This is a genomic window from Actinomadura sp. NPDC000600, assembly GCF_040492135.1.
GTDB lineage: Bacteria > Actinomycetota > Actinomycetes > Streptosporangiales > Streptosporangiaceae > Spirillospora.
In genome coordinates, this window is sequence record NZ_JBEUPD010000017.1 from 131,155 (window position 1) to 146,803 (window position 15,649).

General features: G+C 73.7%; 19 protein-coding genes. 7 read left to right on the forward strand and 12 right to left on the reverse strand.

The features are described 5' to 3' along the window. Positions 1-37 precede the first annotated feature (37 nt). Positions 38-925, forward strand: coding sequence for a metal-dependent hydrolase (locus tag ABWI07_RS24415; RefSeq protein WP_353819910.1), 888 nt, complete (start codon positions 38-40; stop codon positions 923-925). A 34-nt stretch (positions 926-959) separates the two neighbouring features. Here ABWI07_RS24415 and ABWI07_RS24420 read toward each other — a convergent pair whose 3' ends face one another. From ABWI07_RS24420 to ABWI07_RS24460, 9 genes are all read right to left on the reverse strand, one after another. After that, a complete protein-coding gene (locus ABWI07_RS24420) occupies positions 960-2,261 on the reverse strand; it encodes a cytochrome P450 (protein ID WP_353819911.1) in 1,302 nt (433 codons plus the stop codon). Positions 2,262-2,337: 76 nt separating this feature from the next. Continuing rightward, a complete protein-coding gene (locus tag ABWI07_RS24425) occupies positions 2,338-3,027 on the reverse strand; it encodes a YidC/Oxa1 family membrane protein insertase (protein WP_353819912.1) in 690 nt (229 codons plus the stop codon). 46 nt (positions 3,028-3,073) lie between these two features. Beyond that, a complete protein-coding gene (locus tag ABWI07_RS24430) occupies positions 3,074-3,436 on the reverse strand; it encodes a DUF6412 domain-containing protein (RefSeq protein ID WP_353819913.1) in 363 nt (120 codons plus the stop codon). 35 nt (positions 3,437-3,471) lie between these two features. Next, entirely contained in the window at positions 3,472-4,026 is a 555-nt protein-coding gene (locus ABWI07_RS24435) for a hypothetical protein (RefSeq protein WP_353819914.1), read from the reverse strand. 18 nt (positions 4,027-4,044) lie between these two features. Beyond that, positions 4,045-4,212: a hypothetical protein gene (locus ABWI07_RS24440; RefSeq protein WP_160161071.1), complete on the reverse strand. Its 168-nt coding sequence runs from the start codon at positions 4,210-4,212 to the stop codon at positions 4,045-4,047. Further along, complete coding sequence (locus ABWI07_RS24445) at positions 4,200-4,754, reverse strand: hypothetical protein (RefSeq protein WP_149262301.1); 555 nt, start codon at positions 4,752-4,754, stop codon at positions 4,200-4,202. The genes ABWI07_RS24440 and ABWI07_RS24445 overlap by 13 nt, the downstream gene beginning before the upstream one ends. After that, positions 4,751-5,212 carry a hypothetical protein gene (locus ABWI07_RS24450; protein ID WP_353819915.1) on the reverse strand — a complete coding sequence of 154 codons (462 nt, stop codon included), beginning with the start codon at positions 5,210-5,212 and terminating at the stop codon, positions 4,751-4,753. Before ABWI07_RS24450 ends, ABWI07_RS24445 begins: the two co-directional genes overlap by 4 nt. Further along, the gene (locus tag ABWI07_RS24455; RefSeq protein WP_353819916.1) at positions 5,209-5,769 is read right to left on the reverse strand and encodes a MauE/DoxX family redox-associated membrane protein; all 561 of its coding nucleotides are present in this window, start codon (positions 5,767-5,769) and stop codon (positions 5,209-5,211) included. The genes ABWI07_RS24450 and ABWI07_RS24455 overlap by 4 nt, the downstream gene beginning before the upstream one ends. After that, entirely contained in the window at positions 5,766-6,464 is a 699-nt protein-coding gene (locus tag ABWI07_RS24460) for a hypothetical protein (RefSeq protein WP_353819917.1), read from the reverse strand. The genes ABWI07_RS24455 and ABWI07_RS24460 overlap by 4 nt, the downstream gene beginning before the upstream one ends. 221 nt (positions 6,465-6,685) lie before the next feature. On the opposite strand from ABWI07_RS24460, the gene dut reads away from it, so the two are divergent. Continuing rightward, positions 6,686-7,186, forward strand: a complete 501-nt coding sequence (gene dut, locus ABWI07_RS24465; protein ID WP_149262305.1) for a dUTP diphosphatase — start codon at positions 6,686-6,688, stop codon at positions 7,184-7,186. Positions 7,187-7,189: 3 nt separating this feature from the next. Next, complete coding sequence (locus ABWI07_RS24470; protein WP_149262306.1) at positions 7,190-8,014, forward strand: DUF3710 domain-containing protein; 825 nt, start codon at positions 7,190-7,192, stop codon at positions 8,012-8,014. 199 nt (positions 8,015-8,213) lie between these two features. On the opposite strand, the gene ABWI07_RS24475 is transcribed toward ABWI07_RS24470, so the two are convergent. Both ABWI07_RS24475 and ABWI07_RS24480 read right to left on the reverse strand, forming a co-directional pair. Then, positions 8,214-8,873 carry a PIG-L deacetylase family protein gene (locus ABWI07_RS24475; RefSeq protein ID WP_502912850.1) on the reverse strand — a complete coding sequence of 220 codons (660 nt, stop codon included), beginning with the start codon at positions 8,871-8,873 and terminating at the stop codon, positions 8,214-8,216. An 88-nt stretch (positions 8,874-8,961) separates the two neighbouring features. Then, the gene (locus ABWI07_RS24480) at positions 8,962-10,242 is read right to left on the reverse strand and encodes an ArsB/NhaD family transporter (RefSeq protein ID WP_353819920.1); all 1,281 of its coding nucleotides are present in this window, start codon (positions 10,240-10,242) and stop codon (positions 8,962-8,964) included. 227 nt (positions 10,243-10,469) lie between these two features. Here ABWI07_RS24480 and ABWI07_RS24485 point away from each other — a divergent pair, with 227 nt between their 5' ends. The 3 genes from ABWI07_RS24485 to ABWI07_RS24495 all read left to right on the forward strand — a co-directional run bounded on the left by ABWI07_RS24485 (position 10,470) and on the right by ABWI07_RS24495 (position 13,526). Next, positions 10,470-11,267 (forward strand): ABC transporter ATP-binding protein, encoded by a 798-nt coding sequence (locus ABWI07_RS24485; RefSeq protein ID WP_149262309.1) that lies wholly within the window; start codon positions 10,470-10,472, stop codon positions 11,265-11,267. Between the two features lie 2 nt (positions 11,268-11,269). Continuing rightward, entirely contained in the window at positions 11,270-12,628 is a 1,359-nt protein-coding gene (locus ABWI07_RS24490) for an FtsX-like permease family protein (RefSeq protein ID WP_353819921.1), read from the forward strand. Positions 12,629-12,701: 73 nt separating this feature from the next. Then, positions 12,702-13,526 carry a hypothetical protein gene (locus tag ABWI07_RS24495; RefSeq protein WP_200842187.1) on the forward strand — a complete coding sequence of 275 codons (825 nt, stop codon included), beginning with the start codon at positions 12,702-12,704 and terminating at the stop codon, positions 13,524-13,526. An 81-nt stretch (positions 13,527-13,607) separates the two neighbouring features. Here the strand turns inward: ABWI07_RS24495 and ABWI07_RS24500 are convergent, their stop codons facing one another. Next, positions 13,608-15,083 (reverse strand): MFS transporter, encoded by a 1,476-nt coding sequence (locus ABWI07_RS24500; RefSeq protein ID WP_353819922.1) that lies wholly within the window; start codon positions 15,081-15,083, stop codon positions 13,608-13,610. Positions 15,084-15,223: 140 nt separating this feature from the next. Between ABWI07_RS24500 and ABWI07_RS24505 the strand changes: the two genes are divergently transcribed. Continuing rightward, positions 15,224-15,646: an OB-fold nucleic acid binding domain-containing protein gene (locus tag ABWI07_RS24505; protein ID WP_149262312.1), complete on the forward strand. Its 423-nt coding sequence runs from the start codon at positions 15,224-15,226 to the stop codon at positions 15,644-15,646. Positions 15,647-15,649 lie beyond the last annotated feature (3 nt).

The window sequence follows — 15,649 nt, forward strand, 5'->3', positions numbered from 1 at the left end:
CCCCGCGCGGCCCGGCGCGGCGGGAGAGGGAGACGGGATGAGCGAGATCGACGAGCGGCACCCCGTCATCGCCCCGCGGCGGGTGAGGTTCGACTGGGCGGACACGCCGCTGCACTGGATCCCGGGCGAGCCCGTCGCCACCCACTTCATCAACGTCCTGCATCTGCTGCTGCCCGCCGGTGAGCGGTGGTTCGTGCACGTCTACAAGGAGGCGCTGCCGCTCGTCCAGGACGACGAGCGCCTCTACCGCGAGGTCAAGGGCTTCATGGGCCAGGAGGCCGTGCACGCCTACTCCCACCAGGGCGTCCTGGACCGGCAGATGCTGGAGCAGAGCCTCGACCCGCGCCCGCTCACCGCCCGGATCGAGTGGGTGTTCCGGCGGATCCTCGGTGACCGGTGCTGGATCCCGTTCCTGCCCCGCAAGCGCTGGTTGTTCGTCCGGATCGGCGTCATCGCCGGCATCGAGCACTACACGGCGGTCCTCGGCCAGTGGATCCTGGACGCCCGCGAACTGGACGAGGCAGGCGCCGACCCCACGATGATGGACCTGCTGCGCTGGCACGGCGCCGAGGAGGTCGAGCACCGGTCCGTCGCGTTCGACGTCTACCAGCACGTGGCCGGGCGGTACTGGATGCGGTTCATCGCTTTCTTCCTCGGCGTCCTCGCGCTGCCCCTGATGGTGTACGCCGGAGCGGTGTTCCTGTGCCGGGCCGACCCGACGCTGAAGGGCGTCCGCCCGCGGATCCGCGACTACCGGCGGGCGGTGCGGCGCGGGCTGTTCCCCAGCAACCGGTTCATGATCTCCGCCGGCCGCGCGTACCTGCGGCGCGACTACCATCCGTCCCGCGTGTGCTCGACGCAGCGGGCGCTGGACTACCTCGCGGTGTCGCCGGCGGCGCGGGCCGCCGGACGCCCGGCGTCCTGAACCGCGGCGCCCCCTGGGAGCGCGGGCCCGCCGCTCACAGCGTGCAGGGCAGGTGCTTGATGCCGTTGATGAAGTTGGAGTAGAGCATCTGCGGCTCGCCGCTCGCCCGGATGTCCGGGACGCGGGTGAACAGCTCCCGGAACATCACCGTGATCTCCTGCCGGGCCAGGTTCGCGCCCAGGCAGAAGTGCGGGCCGGGGCCGCCGAACCCGACGTGCGGGTTGGGGGAGCGGGTGATGTCGAAGACGTCCGGGTCCGTGAACACCTCCGCGTCGCGGTTCGCGGAGTTGTAGAACAGCAGGACCTTGTCGCCCGCCCGGTAGCGGTGGCCGTTCATCTCGTGGTCGCGGGTCACGGTCCGCCGGAACTGGATGACCGGCGTCGCCATCCGGACGATCTCCTCGACCGCGCCGGGGATGCGGGCGTCGAAGTCCTCCATCAGCAGGGCCCGCTGCTCGGGGTTGTCGGTGAACAGCTTCAGCCCGTGCGTCATCGCGTTGCGGGTCGTCTCGTTGCCGGCCACGACGAGCAGGATGAAGAACGAGCCGATCTCCTGGTCGGTCAGCGACTCCCCGTCCACGTTGGCCGAGACCAGCCTCGACACGAGGTCGTCGCCGGGGTGCCGGCGGCGCCTGCGGGCGAGCTTCATCGCCAGGTGGTTCAGCTCGTAGCCCGCCGACATCGCCATCAGCAGCCCGTACAGGACGCCGATCCGGGTGATGCCCCCGCGGACCACGTCCCTGCCGCCGGTGTACTCGGGGTCGCCGAGGCCCAGGATGATGTTCGTCCGGTCGTACACCATCGGGCGCAGATGCTCGGGGATGCCCATCATGTCGCAGATGACCTGCACCGGCAGCCGCGCCGCGACGTCGGTGACGAAGTCGGCCGACCCCTTGCGCTCCAGGTCGTCCACGATCCGCGTCGCGGTCGCCTGGAGGTCGGTCTCCAGCTTGGACAGGACGCGCGGGGTGAACGCCCGCGACACGATCCGGCGGATCTTGGCGTGCCGCGGGTCGTCCATGTTGATCATCGAGCCGAAGTAGCGGGCCATGTACCGGGGCAGGTCGGCGATGCTGTTCGAGCACGGCTCGCTGCTGAAGACATCCGGCGTCCGGCTGGCCTCCACCACGTCCGCGTGCCGGGTGAGCGCGTAGTAGCCGGGCCCGGTCCGGATGAACGGCAGCTTGAGCTCCGGGAAGAACGCCGGATGCTCGCGCTCGCGCAGCCGCGCGAACGCCGCCAGCCGCCGCTCCGGCGGCAGCGACCAGAAGGCCAGGTCCGACAGGTCGTCCTCCGGCGGGCCGCCCTGGGTGCCCGCCCGCGCCGTCGTCGTCACCGCACACCGCCCTCGAAAGTCAGAACGCCGTTCGGTTGCCATCGAACCCAGCCATCCGGACATCCGTCAAGGGCGATCAGGCCGCCGCGTCGGCCCGGCGGTGCAGGACGGCGCGCTCGGCGGCCGTCCACGCCCCGGACGTGAGCAGGTACAACCCCGCCGCGAGGGGCACGAACGCCGCCACGGCGATCGTCCCGAACGGCATCGCCCGCGCGAGGGCGCCGACCGGTCCCTCGGCGGTCACCCGCCGCGACGTGACCGCGGCCACGACCGCGAGCAGCGCGAACAGCCCGAGGAAGACGAGCGAGGGCGGCGAGAGCAGGCCCCCGCCGAGGACGCCGATCCAGTTCTGCCCGAGCGGCGCCGCGAGCAGCGTGTGCGCGAGCAGCGCGTTCTGGTGCCCGGCGACCGTCGCCGACACGAACAGCCGGTACATGACCATGAAGAACGGGACCTGCGCGACCATCGGCAGGCACCCGGCCACCGGCGTGGCGCCCTCCGCCTCGTACAGCGCGGCCGTCTCCCGCTGGAGCCGCTGCGGGTTCTTCGCGTGCTTCTTCTGCAGGGCCTGGACCTTCGGCATGAGCCGGGCCCGCGCCCGCTCGCCCCTGGCGGCCGAGACCGCGAGCGGGACGAGCGCCAGCCGCACCCCGGCGGTGAACAGCACGATCGCCAGCGCGGTGGCCAGGCCGCCGGCCACCGGGTCCAGGGCGTCCGCCAGCCCGCCCACGAGGGCGGCGGCGATCGAAACGGGAACGTCGAACATGAGAGAACCTTCCGGAAGAGGGGGATCGATGGTGTTCCGGCCGCGCTCAGGCGGCCGCGATCCCCGTTCCGGGCGCGCGCGGACGGGGCCGTCCCGCCGCGTCCGGATCGCGCTGCGGCAGGAAGGCGGTCCGCAGCGTCCTCTCGCGCAGGGTGGTCCGCACCCGCGCCCGCGCCGCGCCGTGCCCTTGCCGGGCCGCGCGGACCCGTACAGTCGCGAGCACCAGGAGCCCCGCCACGGTCAGCGCGCCCAGCGTGGCCAGGACCGACTGCCCGGGCGCCGTCCCCGCCCACTCGGCCACGGCGAACCCCCGCAGCAGCAGGGCGATCAGCAGCGACCAGAGCACGAACGGTGCCTTCCCGGTGGGCGACGGCTCTCCAGTGACGGCGAGGCGGGCCCAGTCTCCCACGGGGGAGGGGACTTGATCGACATGGGCGGCCTCGATCACAGGAGCAGCAGGGCGAGGGCGGCCAGGGAGGCGATCGCCGTCGCGGTCTTCACGGCCGGCATCCGGACGGCCAGCGCGGCGTCCCGGTGCTCGTCGCGGGCCAGGTAGGTCAGCAGGGCGCTCAGGGCGCGCCCGGCGCCGAAGAATGTGCCGGCCACGACGGTGGTGAGCGGGTCCTCGTGTACGAGGAGCAGGCCCAGGGCCAGGACGTAGGGGGCCGTGGCGGGGACGTAGGTGCGCACGCCCGTGCCGAGCTCGAAGCCGAACTGGAGCGCGCCCCGGCGGAGGTGCGCTTGCAGGACCTCCTGGGGGATCTGGCGGGCGTTCTGCGGAAGGGGGACGCGGACCAGCCCGGCCTCGCGCGCGGCCCCCAGCCCGGCGAGCGCCAGGATCGCGGCGGTGCGGGCCGGTGCCGGGAGCGGGGCGGAAAGGCCTGACAGCAGCCAGACCGCCGCCGCGGTGAGCGTGCCTCCGAGCAGGAGCCCGAGGATGAAGACGGCCAGGACCTCGCCCTGCCGTACGGGGGCCCGCCAACCTGGCGAGAACAGCACGGATTCGCTGTTGCGCGTTCAAACGCTCCCCGACAGGGAGAACCCGGCGAGCGCGCCGATCGACGCCCAGCACAGGACGGCGGCGTCCAGGGCGGCGGCCGACACGGCCAGGAGCGCGAGGGCGGCCACGGGAAGGAGCGGGTCGGACGCGCCTCGCCGCAGCCGCCCCGCGGTCAGTTCTTGCACGCCATCGCCTTGCGGCAGATGGTCTTGTACCAGTTGCCCTTCTTGGACTTCTTCCAGCCGTCGTGGCAGCGCCAGGTGACGCCCTTCTTGCAGCTTCCGCAGCTCTTGGCGTAGGCCCAGAGCCAGCCGTCGTAGCCGCCGCCGTAGCACTGGTTGGGGCGCAGCTTGTAGCGCCCCGGATCCGACACGCCCGACTTGTGGAAGCCCTTGTACTTCCCGCTCGTCCGGCAGCACACGCTGCACACCAGGCTGGGCCCGCAGCCCGGGGAGCAGTTGTGGTTGGCGGCGTAGGAGGGGCACCGCGGATAGATGTCGTAGTAGCCGACCAGCTGGAAACCCGAAGCGAGCGCCTCCCGCGCGGGCGGGAACACGCCGAGGGCCTTCAGCCCGGCGGTGGCGCCCGCCGCGGCGAGCCCGGTGAGGACGCTGCGGCGCACCGGGCGGAACCGCGGCTCGTCCGCGGGCGCCGGGCGCCGCCGGACGCGCTGCGCCCCTTCCGGGCGCGGGCCGCGCAGCGGCGGGACGTCTTCGAGTTCGATCATCGTGCGGCCTCCAGGGTGAGTGCGCGGAGGGCTTCGGGGGAGCCGACGGGCTCGGCGGCCCGCACGCGCCCGTCCGCGCCGACCAGCACGGCGAACGGGGTGGCGGGGACGCGGTAGTCGGCGAACAGGCCGTCCTGCTCGCCGGCGAGGACGGTCACGCCCGGACGGGACGCGTCCTCGGGCGGTGCCCCGGCGAAGATCGCGTGCAGCGGCCGGTCGGACGGGACGTCGGCGAGGACGTCGGCGCAGACGCCGCAGTCGCGGTCCAGGAAGAGCAGCAGGCCGGGCCCGAGCCGGTCGAAGGCGGGCGCGGGCGCGCCCGCGGCGGGGCCGAGCGCGGCGGGCCGGGACGCCCCCGGGCTGAGCGCGTGGACCTGCCGGACGAGGCCGGCGACCACCAGGGCGAGCAGCAGGATCGCCACCCACGACAGCAGGAGCGCGCTGTTCTGGAAGCTCATCCGGCCGTCCTCCTCTCCGCGGCCGTGCTCGCCACGGCCGATCTCTCAACGGTCATCGCGTGCGGGAGCGTCCAGAGGAGGACGGCGAACGCCAGGCCCGCCGCGACCTCGATCGACCACTCGTACGCGGTGGGCCCGGCGGGCGGCCCGTGCAGGGCGAGGGGGAGGGCGAGCGCGCAGAGCGCGGCGGCCCGTCCCGCGACCCACCCGGTCATCGGCGTGCCGGCGCCCCCGCATCCGCAGGGGACGCCGCGCCGGGTGCGGGCCACGTGCGCTCCGTAGACCGCGTACAGGGCCAGCAGGGCGGCCGCCGCCCCGCCGGCCGCGCGCGCCGTCCCGTCCAGCCGGAGCAGGAGCGCCGCCGCGCCGGCGGCGCCGATCAGCGCCTCCGCTGCGATCACGGCTGCCGCGACCGCCCCGGCGAGGGCGGCGGGGAGCACCCGGTGCGCCCGCACCGCGGCGGCCAGCGCCGCCGGGCGCCTGACCTGCCCGGCCAGCGACGCCAGCAGGACGAGCGGGACCGCGACCGCCGCGATCCCGGCGAGCAGCCCGGTCACCTGATCGCCTCGACCGCCAGACCCGCGAGCCGCCGGGGGACGTCCCGCACCCGGTCCTCCTCGGGCAGGACGGTCACCAGCAGCGACCGCAGCGCGAGCAGGAAGTAGGGGCCCTGCCCCTCCACGGCGTCCCGGAACAGCTCGCCGCCCGCGACCGAGGCGCCGCGCCAGGGCGGCAGCCGCTTGCGCGTCACCGAGGTCAGCGCGGTGATCTCCAGCAGGCCGATCCCCGGCACCTCCTTGACCATCTCGGCGGGCTCGGGCCGGCGTGCCCGGCCGCGCGGCACGGCGGTGATCCCGTCCTCGTGCTCGGTCAGGCGCACCGTGTCGAAGAACGCCACCGCGTCCGCCGGGCGCCCGTGGTAGAGGTGCGTGAACACGGCGTGGCGGCGGCCCTCCCACACGGCCGCGAGGACGGGGTCGCTCAGCCCCGTCTCGGCGTCGCGGGTCGCCGTCCGGCCGACCCGCAGCCGCCCGCCCTGGATGCGGAACTCCTGCTCGAAGCGGTCGACTCCGATGTCGGACGCCCAGGCCAGCGCGTCCTCGCGGGTGCCGCTGGAGATCTCGTGGAGCCGTCCGCCGCCGGCGATCCGGGCCACCGACGTGCACGGCCGCCGCAGATCGTGGTCGCCCGTGAGCCGGATCCGCACGCCGTCCAGGGACCGGTGGGTGACGGCCCGCTCGCGTGTGCCCATGTCGTCCCCTTCCTGGGGAAACGCGTCCCCCAAGAGCCACCGCGGGTAACAATGGTGACGCTACGCGTGATACTTCACTTCGGGGCCAAACCTTCCGGAAGTGGTCATGGCCGGGAACGGGTAGGGTCAACTGCCGGACTCGCGCGGCGGCGGCGTTTCGGCCGCGGCCGCCGCCCGCCGCCTGGGTAGGGTCGTGTGGTTCTCCGGCAGGTACGCGTGAGGTGGAGCCCGTGAGCAAGGTCGATGTGCTGGTCCGGCGGCTGGATCCGGAACTGCCCCTGCCGCGGTACGCCCACGCGGGCGACGCGGGCGCCGATCTGGTCGCCGCCGCCGACGTGGAACTGGCGCCGGGGGAGCGCGCCGTCGTCCCCACCGGGATGGCGATCGCGCTGCCGGACGGCTACGCCGCTTTCATTCACCCCCGCTCCGGATTGGGCGCTAGGTTGGGGGTGACCATCGTCAACGCACCCGGTACGGTCGACGCCGGCTATCGGGGTGAGATCAAGGTGACCCTGCTGAACACCGACCCCCGCGCCACGGTGAGGCTGCGGCGCGGAGACCGCATTGCGCAGATGGTCGTCCAGCGGGTCGAGCACGCGGTGTTCCACGAGGTCACCGAGCTTCCCGGATCGGCGCGCGGAACCGGCGGGTTCGGCTCCACCGGCGGATTCGGCCCGGCCCCGCGATCCGGGGACAATGAGCACAGTCGAGAAGGAGTGTGAGTCGTGGCTTTTGGACGTCGCCGGCAGGCCGAGGAGCCCGCGGAGGGTCCCGAGGTGACCGAGGAGCAGGCGGAGAACGCCGAGGACGCTCCCGCCGAGGCGGGGTCGGCCAAGGCGGAGTCCGCGGGCGGCCCGTGGGATTCCGAGGACTCCTTCCCCGAGATGCAGCGGCTGGACTTCGGATCCCTCCAGGTGCCGATCGCGCCGGGGCTGGGCTTCCAGGTGAACTTCGAGGCGACCCAGGTCGACGAGGAGGGCAACCCGCTCGACGGGCGGCCCGTCGCCGTGCTGGTGCAGTACGAGGAGAGCGCCATGCAGCTCCAGGTGTTCGCCGCGCCGAAGCGCAGCGGCATCTGGGAGGACGTGCGCCGTGAGACCGCCAAGGACATCCAGGAGGAGGCGCAGGGCCAGACCCAGGAGGGCGAGGGCCCGTTCGGCCCCGAACTGCTGGCGATGGTCCCCGCGGCGCTGACCGAGGAGGTCCTCGCCGAGATGCCGCAGGAGGTCCGCGAGCAGATCCCGGCGGAGTTCGTCGAGCAGGGCTGGGCGCCGCAGATCATCCGCTTCCTCGGCGTCGACGGCCCCCGCTGGTTCCTCCAGGCCGTGGTGCAGGGCGCCGCGATCGAGGACGAGGAGCAGTGGCAGGTCCTGGAGGACGTGCTGAGCGGCGTGGTCGTGCACCGCGGCGACGCCCCGATGCCGCCACGCGAGCTCCTGGAGCTGCAGATCCCCAAGGAGTTCAGCGAGGCCGGCGAGGACGGCGAGGAGGAGGCCGTGGAGACCTTCGACCCGTTCGAGCGCGGCCCCGAGATCACCGAGGTCCGCTGACCGGACGCGCACCTGACCCGCCCGGCCGCACGCCTTTTCGGACGTGCGGCCGGGCGGGTTCGTGCCGCCGGCGCCCGGCCGATCGCTTGCCTCGGACCGGCCTGCGGGCGGTCAATCGGGACATGTCGAAGAAGACGCGCAAGCGCCGGGCCCGCAAGCGGAGCAAGCACAACAAGGGCAAGCGGCCCAACGCCCGCCGCTAGCTCCCGATCATCTCGAAGGCCATCGCGTGCTCGACGCCCGCGGCCTTCCCGCCCTCCACGGCCATGCCGGTGAGGAACGCCTCGGCGTCGAACCCGTCGCCGAGGCCCGCGAAGTACACGCGGTGCGCGAGCAGCGAGTCGATGCCGGCCCGCAGGTGCCCGGTGACGTCCACGTAGTGGGTGGGCTCCGGCGACCCGCCGAACAGCGCGAACCGGACGCCCTGCCACGGTTCGAGCCCGAGGTCGCGGAACACCCACCGGTTCGCCGCGTCCCGGATCGCGTCCGCGACCGCGAGTCCGAGCACCCGGTGGTCGGCCATGTTGAAGCCGCCGCCGGGGAACGTCTCGCGGAAGTTCAGCGACAGCACCACCTCGGGCCGGTGCCGCCGGATCGCCGCGGCGAGCATCCGCCGCAGCGGCAGGCCGTACTCCAGCATGCCGTCCGGCAGGTCGAGGAACTCGACGGTGTCCACGCCGACGATCCGCGCCGCCTCGACCTGCTCGGCGCTGCGGATCCGCCGCACCTCGTCGGGGTCCATCGAGTCGATCCCGGCCTCCCCGCGGGTGGCCAGCACCTCCGTCACGCTCTTGCCCTGGCCCGTCCACCTGGCGATCGCCGCCGACGTCCCGTACTCCAGGTCGTCGGGGTGCGCCACGATCGCGAGCGCGCGTTCCCAGTCCTCAGGCACCTCGTCCATCCCCCCATCCTCCCGGATCGGGCCGGCGTTCGCGGGCAGCCGGCGATCACAGATAGCGGAGCCAGAGGTAGGGGGTCGACAGGGCGATCGTCACGAGGGTGACGATGATGCCGTAGCGGGTGAAGTACCAGAAGCTGATGGGCGTGCCGTTGCGGGCGGCGATGCCGAGCACGACCACGTTGGCGCTGGCCCCGATGGCGGTGGCGTTGCCGCCGAGGTCGGCGCCGAGGGCGAGGGCCCACCACAGCACGTGCCCCTGGGCGCCGGGGTGCTGCTGGACGAGGTCGGAGACGATCGGGCTCATCGTCGCGACGTAGGGGATGTTGTCCACGATCGCCGACAGCCCGGCGGACGCCCACAGCAGCAGCATCGCGGCGACGCCGAGGCGGCCGTCGGTGGCGTCCGCCGCGGCCCTGGAGACCTCTCCGATGACCCCGGTCTCGACCAGCCCGCCGACCATCACGAAGAGGCCGGCGAAGAACACCAGTGTGGGCCACTCGACCTCGCTGAGGGCCTCCTCGGTGGTCACCCTGGTCGCGGCGACGAGCAGCCCGGCGCCGAGCAGCGCGACCACGGACGGCTCGTAGTGCAGGACGGGGTGCAGCACGAACGCAGCGATGACGACGGCGAGGACGGCGAGCCCCTGCGCGAGGAGCCGGCGGTCGGTGATGGCCTCCCGCTCCTCCAGCTCCATGACCTCGGCGGCCAGGTCCGGGTCGTAGTGGAACGCCGAGCGGAACAGCCACCGGGCCAGCAGGCAGAACACGACCAGCAGCACGACCACCAGCGGCGCCAGGTTGACCAGGAAGTCGTTGAACGACAGGCCGCCCCGGCTGGCGATGATGATGTTGGGCGGATCGCCGACCAGCGTCGCGGTGCCGCCGATGTTGGACGCCATGACCTCGGCGATCAGGTACGGCTCGGGGCGCAGCGCGAGCCGCTCGCAGACGAGGAAGGTGACGGGCGCGATCAGCAGGACGGTGGTGACGTTGTCCAGCAGCGCGGACGCCACCGCGGTGAGCACGATCAGCATCACCATGAGCCGGTAGGGGCGCCCCCGCGCACGCTTGGCCGCCCAGATCGCCACGTACTCGAACAGGCCCGTCCGGCGCAGCACCGAGACGATGACCATCATGCCGAGCAGCAGGAAGACGACGTTCCAGTCGATCCCGGACTCGGGGGAGAAGAACGCGGCCTCGGCGTCGGTGACGTGCAGCAGGAGCATCAGGCCCGCGCCGCCCAGCGCCACCGCCGTCCGGGGCACCTTCTCCGACGCGATCAGCACGTACGCGCAGACGAAGATGACGATCGCGGCGGTGGCCTGCACACAACCCCCTGGACGGCATGCGGATGACGGGACCTGCCGACCAGACTTCCCGGCGCACCACGGGCGACTCTAACCCGCCCGGCGCCCCGCGGGTGGAACCGGGCCCGGCGATGGTGGGGTTTTGCCTACCCCCATCGGCGTGCTGGACCCATCCCCGGCGGCCCCGCGCGTCCGTAGCTTCGTGTTCCGGAGGCGCCCGCCCGGGGCGCCGGGCGGAGGTGAGGACGATGTTCGGACGCAGGGGAGCGGAGCCGGCGCGCCAGGCGCCGGGGGAGGCGCTCCGGCTGGAGAACGTGCGCAGGGTGTACGGCGCCGAGGGCAACCGGGTGGTGGCGCTGGACGGGGTGTCGCTGTCGCTGCCGACCGGGTCGTTCACCGCGGTCATGGGCCCGTCCGGGTCCGGCAAGAGCACGCTCCTGCAGTGCGCGGCGGGTCTGGACCGTCCCACCGAGGGCCGCGTCTTCGTCGACGGCGCGGAGTTGACGGGCGACGGGGAGGCGGCGCTGACGAGGTTCCGGCGGGAGCGGATCGGCTTCGTCTTCCAGCAGTTCAACCTGCTGCCGACGCTGTCGGTCCTGCAGAACACGGTGCTCCCCCTGAAGCTCGCCGGCCGCAAGGTGGACAGGGACCGGGCCCGGGCCGTCCTGGACCGGGTGGGCCTCGGCGACCGGCTCGGCCACCTGCCCGCGGAGCTGTCCGGCGGGCAGCAGCAGCGGGTGGCGATCGCGCGGGCGCTGGTCACTGAGCCGCGGGTGCTGTTCGCCGACGAGCCGACCGGCGCGCTCGACACCCGGAGCGCCCGCGACGTGCTGGGCCTGCTGCGCGAGTCGGTGCGGGCGTTCGGGCAGACGGTGGTGATGGTGACCCACGACCCGGTCGCCGCGTCCTTCGCCGACTCCGTGCTGTACCTGGCGGACGGGCGGATCGTGGGGTACCAGGCCGCGCCGACCGCGGAGACCGTGGCGGAGCGGATGACGCGCCTGGCCGACGAGGTCGAGCGCCAGCGCACGATGGCGGAGGCGTGACCATGGTCGAGTTGGCTCTGCGCTCCCTGCGCCGCCGCGCGAGCGCCTTCACGGCGAGTTTCCTCGCGATGTTCCTCGGCGCGACAATGATCATGGCGTTCGCCTCGATGCTCGACACGGCCGAGGCGAGCGGGGCGACGGGCGAGGCCCGGGAGACGCTGGTGACGATGGCGTCCGTCGTCGGCGGCTGGGGGCTGCTGCTGGTGGTGTTCGCGGTGACCTCGACGCTGACCCTGTCGGTGCGGCAGCGGGCGTCGGAGATCGCACTGCTCAAGAGCGTCGGCGCGACCCCGGCGCAGCTCGCCCGGATGATCGTCGGCGAGGCGGCGGGCCTGGCCGTGGCGGCGGCGCTGCTCGCGGTCGTGCCCGCCTACCCGGCCGGCCGTGCCCTGCTCGGGCTGCTGCACGGCACCGACCAGGTTCCTGCGGACATCGGCTACCGCTTCGGCGCCGTCGCCCTGTCACTCGGGATCGGCGTGACGCTCGTGTCCGCGGTCGCCGCCGCGCTGATCACCGCGCGCCGCGCCACGCGCGTCCGGGTGACCGAGTCGATGACGGCCGCCGCCATCGGGGACGCGCGGCTCAGCCGGAAGCGGATCGTGTTCGCGGTGCTGTTCCTGCTGGTCGCCGTCGGCGAGGTGGTCACCACGCTTACGGTGATGGACGGCAAGGGCAGCGACGCCATGGCGACCTCCGGGCAGGCCGACATCTTCGCCGGGATCGGGCTGGCCCTGCTGGCGCCGGCGATCATGCGCGGCGCGACGGCGCTGGCGGCCGGGCCGATGCGGGCGCTCGGCGGCGCGGCCGGGGACCTCGCGGCGGCCACGATGCGCCGCCGGGCGGGCGCCCTGGCCTCCGCGGTCACGCCGATCATCCTGTTCGTCGGGACGGCGGTCGGCACGCTCTACGCCCAGGCCATCGAGAACGAGGCGATGGACGCGGCCGGCCTCTCCAAGACGCTCGACCAGAAGGGCATCGAGACGCTCAACTTCGTCGTCATCGGCATGGTGGTGCTGTTCACGGCGATCATGCTGGTCAACACGCTGATCGCGGCGACCGCGCACCGGCGCCGCGAGTTCGGCCAGACCCGGCTCGCGGGCGCGACCCCGCGCCAGGTGCTCACCGCGGCCGCGCTGGAGTCGGTGGTGCTGACGGTCACCGGCGTGGTCTGCGGGACGGTCGCCTCGGCCTTCACGATCGTGGCGTTCGGCCTCGCCCGCCGCGACTCCGCCGTCCCGCCCGGGAACGTCGGGACGTTCCTCGCGGTGGTCGCTCTCGCCGCGGTGCTGACCGGCGTGACGAGCTGGGCCGCGACGCGACGCGCGATCGCCGTCCCGGCCGTGGAGGCGGCCCTGCGCTGACCGCCTCCCTTGTCCCGCCGTGGGTGCTCGTCCATACTGGGTGAGCACTCACTCATTTCTGAAGGAGCGGACCATGGCGGGACCGGTGGAGGCTTCGCGCGGCGGGTTCCCGGTGGCGGCCGCCGTCCAGGCCCTGGGAGCGTTCTGGACGGACGGCCGGCGCGTCGAGCGGGCCGCCTACGCGATCGGCGCCGCGCTGATGGCCTCCGGCCTGCTGCACCTGGCCGTGTTCGCGGTGGACGGCGGTCCGTGGACGGGGCCGGTGTCGTGGCGCAAGCCCGTGACCTTCGGGCTCTCGTTCGGCCTGACGCTGCTGACGATCGCGTGGGTCAGCGCGTCCGTCCGGCTCGGCGACCGCGCGCGGACCGCGATCCTCGGCGTGTTCGCGGCCGACTGCGTCGTGGAGGTAGCCCTCATCACCCTCCAGGCGTGGCGCAAGGTGCCGTCCCACTTCAACGAGGAGACGGCGTTCGACACGGTCGTCACCCGGATGCTCGCGGCGGGCGGCGGCGTCCTCGTGGTCACGCTGGTCGCGCTCGCGGTCGCGTCCTTCCGCCGGAACGAGGAGGTCGCGCCGAGCATGCGGCTGGCCGTCCGCTCCGGCTTCGCCGCGCTGGTGCTCGCCCTGGCCTCCGGCGCGGCGATGATCGCCCGCGGCGTCACGACGGTGCGGTCCGGCGACCAGCAGGCCGCCTACCACGTCGTCGCCGCGCTGAAGCCGGCGCACTTCGTGACCATGCACGCGATCCTCGTCCTGCCGCTGCTGGCCTGGCTGCTCACCTTCACCGCCCTGCCCGAGCCCCGCCGGGTCCGGGCCGTCGCCTTCGCCTCCGGCGCCTACTGGGCGGTGGCGGCGGCGGTCATCGCGATCTCCGCCTTCCGCTTCGCGACCGCCTGAGCACCCCGAGCGGGCCTCAGCGGAGGTGCGAACGCCCTGGCCCGCCGTCCCTCGCGGGCGGCGGGCCAGGGGCGGGCGGGATCAGTGCGCGCGGGCGCCTCGGGGAAGCAGGAAGGCGATCAGGAACGCGGCGGCGGTGAGCCCGGCGGTCAGGGCGGTGACCTGCTCCGCGGCCTCCAGCGCGGCCGGCGCCAGGAAGCGCCCGGCCACCGGGGCGCCGATCGCCCCGAAGAAGACCGTGCCGAGGACCGCGATGCCGAGGGACGCGCCGAGCTGCTGGACCGACTCCAGCGCGGCCGAGCCGGAGCCCACCTCGTGGTCGGCGATGCCCGCGACGATGACGTCGAACAGCGGGACGAAGATCATGCCCATGCCGGCGCCGAACAGCAGCAGCGGCGCGGCCAGGTGCCAGCCGCCGACGTCCGTCCCGACCGCCTCGAACACGGCGTACAGGGCGGTCAGGCCCGCGGCCATCAGCGCCAGGCCGAGGTGCAGGATCCTGCGGCCGAGCCTGGTCATGGTCATGCCGCTGAACGCCGACCCGGCGAACGCCCCGACCGCCCAGGACGACATGGCCAGGCTCGCGGCCAGCGGCGTGTAGCCGAGGCCGAGCTGGAGGAAGAGGCCGGTGGCGAGCGAGAACCCGGCGATCGCGCCGAAGAAGACGATGACGAACAGGACCCCGGAGGCGTAGGCCCGGTTGCCGAACACGCTCAGCCGGACCAGCGGCGTCCGGCCCCGGCGGGTGCGGCGCAGCTGGTGCAGGGCGAACAGGGCGAGGACGGGGACCGAGCCGGCGAGCAGCGCGAGCGACCAGGCGGGCCAGCCGAGCTCGCGGCCCTGGACGAGCGGGTACACCAGCATGCTCATGCCGAGGCCGCCGAGCAGCATCCCGGCGCCGTCCAGGCCGCCCGACCGGTCCGCGGCCGCCGGGGCGGGCAGCGCCCGGGCGCCCGCGGCCAGCGCGTAGGCGCCGACCGGCACGTTCACCAGGAAGATCGCGCGCCAGCCGGTGCCGAAGAGGTCGGCGTCGATCAGCAGGCCCGCGACCACCGGACCGAGGATGGTGGCCAGCCCGATCACCGGCCCGAACAGCGCGAAGGCCTTCCCGGTGTCCCGGCCGAACAGGTCCCGGATCAGCCCGAAGCCCTGCGGGACCATCACCGCGGCGCACAGCCCCTGCGCGACCCGGGCGGCGATCAGGCTCTCCGGCGACCAGGCGAACGCGCACGCCACCGACATCGCCGTGAACCCGGCCGCCCCCGCGAGCAGGACGGGCCGCCGCCCGAACATGTCGCCGAGCCGGCCGCCGGTCAGCAGCGCCACCGCGAGGGCGAGCGTGTAGCCGGCGGCCGTCCACTGCAGCGCGGAGTACGACCCGCCGAGGTCGGCGCGGATCGCGGGCGCGGCCACGTTCACCACGGTGGAGTCGAGCAGGTTCAGCAGGGTGGCGGCCAGGATCGCCGAGAGGCCGAGCCAGCGGCGCGGGGCCTGCGCGGCGCCGTCGCCGGGGCGGGTCCCGGTTCCGGCGGCCGGGGTTTCGAGGGTGGCGGTCATGATCCGTCCTTCCACTTGGAGCGGAATGCTCTGTTCCGATAATAGCAGAACGGAATGCTTCATTCCACAGCTGAACCGGCTTCGATCCGGCGGCGGGGCAAGGGGTCCGCTTCGTCCGGGGATGCCATACGCTTCGAGGTATGGACGAGGTTTCGGCCAGCACGCCGCCGGGGGCGGAGCCCCGCGAGCGGGAGCGCGGCAAGGGCGGGCTGCGGCGCTTCCTGCGGCGCATGGCGTCCAGTAAGGCCGAGCTCGAGGCCGAGGAGCTGCAGAAGACCACCGGCGACGAGGGCGCGACGCCGATCACCGAGTGCGGCACGCGCAAGCGGCACTGCGTAGCGGGTACGCTGCGTACGGTGACGCTCCGTCCCCGGGGTGGCGCCCCCGCCCTGGAGGCCGAGCTCTACGACGGCACCGATGTGATCAACCTGGTCTGGCTCGGCCGCCGCAAGATCGCCGGGATCGACCCGGGGCGCCGGCTGCGCGCCGAGGGCCTGGTGAGCGAGCAGGACGGGCGCAAGGTCATGTTCAATCCGCGATACGAGCTGCGCGGCGGCGCGTGAGGC

Bases quoted from the DNA above. Each gene is read 5' to 3' on its own strand.
- ABWI07_RS24415 (WP_353819910.1), top strand. From the start codon at position 38: ATGAGCGAGATCGACGAGCGGCACCCCGTCATCGCCCCGCGGCGGGTG.
- ABWI07_RS24425 (WP_353819912.1), bottom strand. From the start codon at position 3,027: ATGTTCGACGTTCCCGTTTCGATCGCCGCCGCCCTCGTGGGCGGGCTG.
- ABWI07_RS24445 (WP_149262301.1), bottom strand. From the start codon at position 4,754: ATGATCGAACTCGAAGACGTCCCGCCGCTGCGCGGCCCGCGCCCGGAA.
- ABWI07_RS24450 (WP_353819915.1), bottom strand. From the start codon at position 5,212: ATGAGCTTCCAGAACAGCGCGCTCCTGCTGTCGTGGGTGGCGATCCTG.
- ABWI07_RS24460 (WP_353819917.1), bottom strand. From the start codon at position 6,464: ATGGGCACACGCGAGCGGGCCGTCACCCACCGGTCCCTGGACGGCGTG.
- ABWI07_RS24485 (WP_149262309.1), top strand. From the start codon at position 10,470: ATGTTCGGACGCAGGGGAGCGGAGCCGGCGCGCCAGGCGCCGGGGGAG.
- ABWI07_RS24490 (WP_353819921.1), top strand. From the start codon at position 11,270: ATGGTCGAGTTGGCTCTGCGCTCCCTGCGCCGCCGCGCGAGCGCCTTC.
- ABWI07_RS24495 (WP_200842187.1), top strand. From the start codon at position 12,702: ATGGCGGGACCGGTGGAGGCTTCGCGCGGCGGGTTCCCGGTGGCGGCC.
- ABWI07_RS24500 (WP_353819922.1), bottom strand. From the start codon at position 15,083: ATGACCGCCACCCTCGAAACCCCGGCCGCCGGAACCGGGACCCGCCCC.
- ABWI07_RS24505 (WP_149262312.1), top strand. From the start codon at position 15,224: ATGGACGAGGTTTCGGCCAGCACGCCGCCGGGGGCGGAGCCCCGCGAG.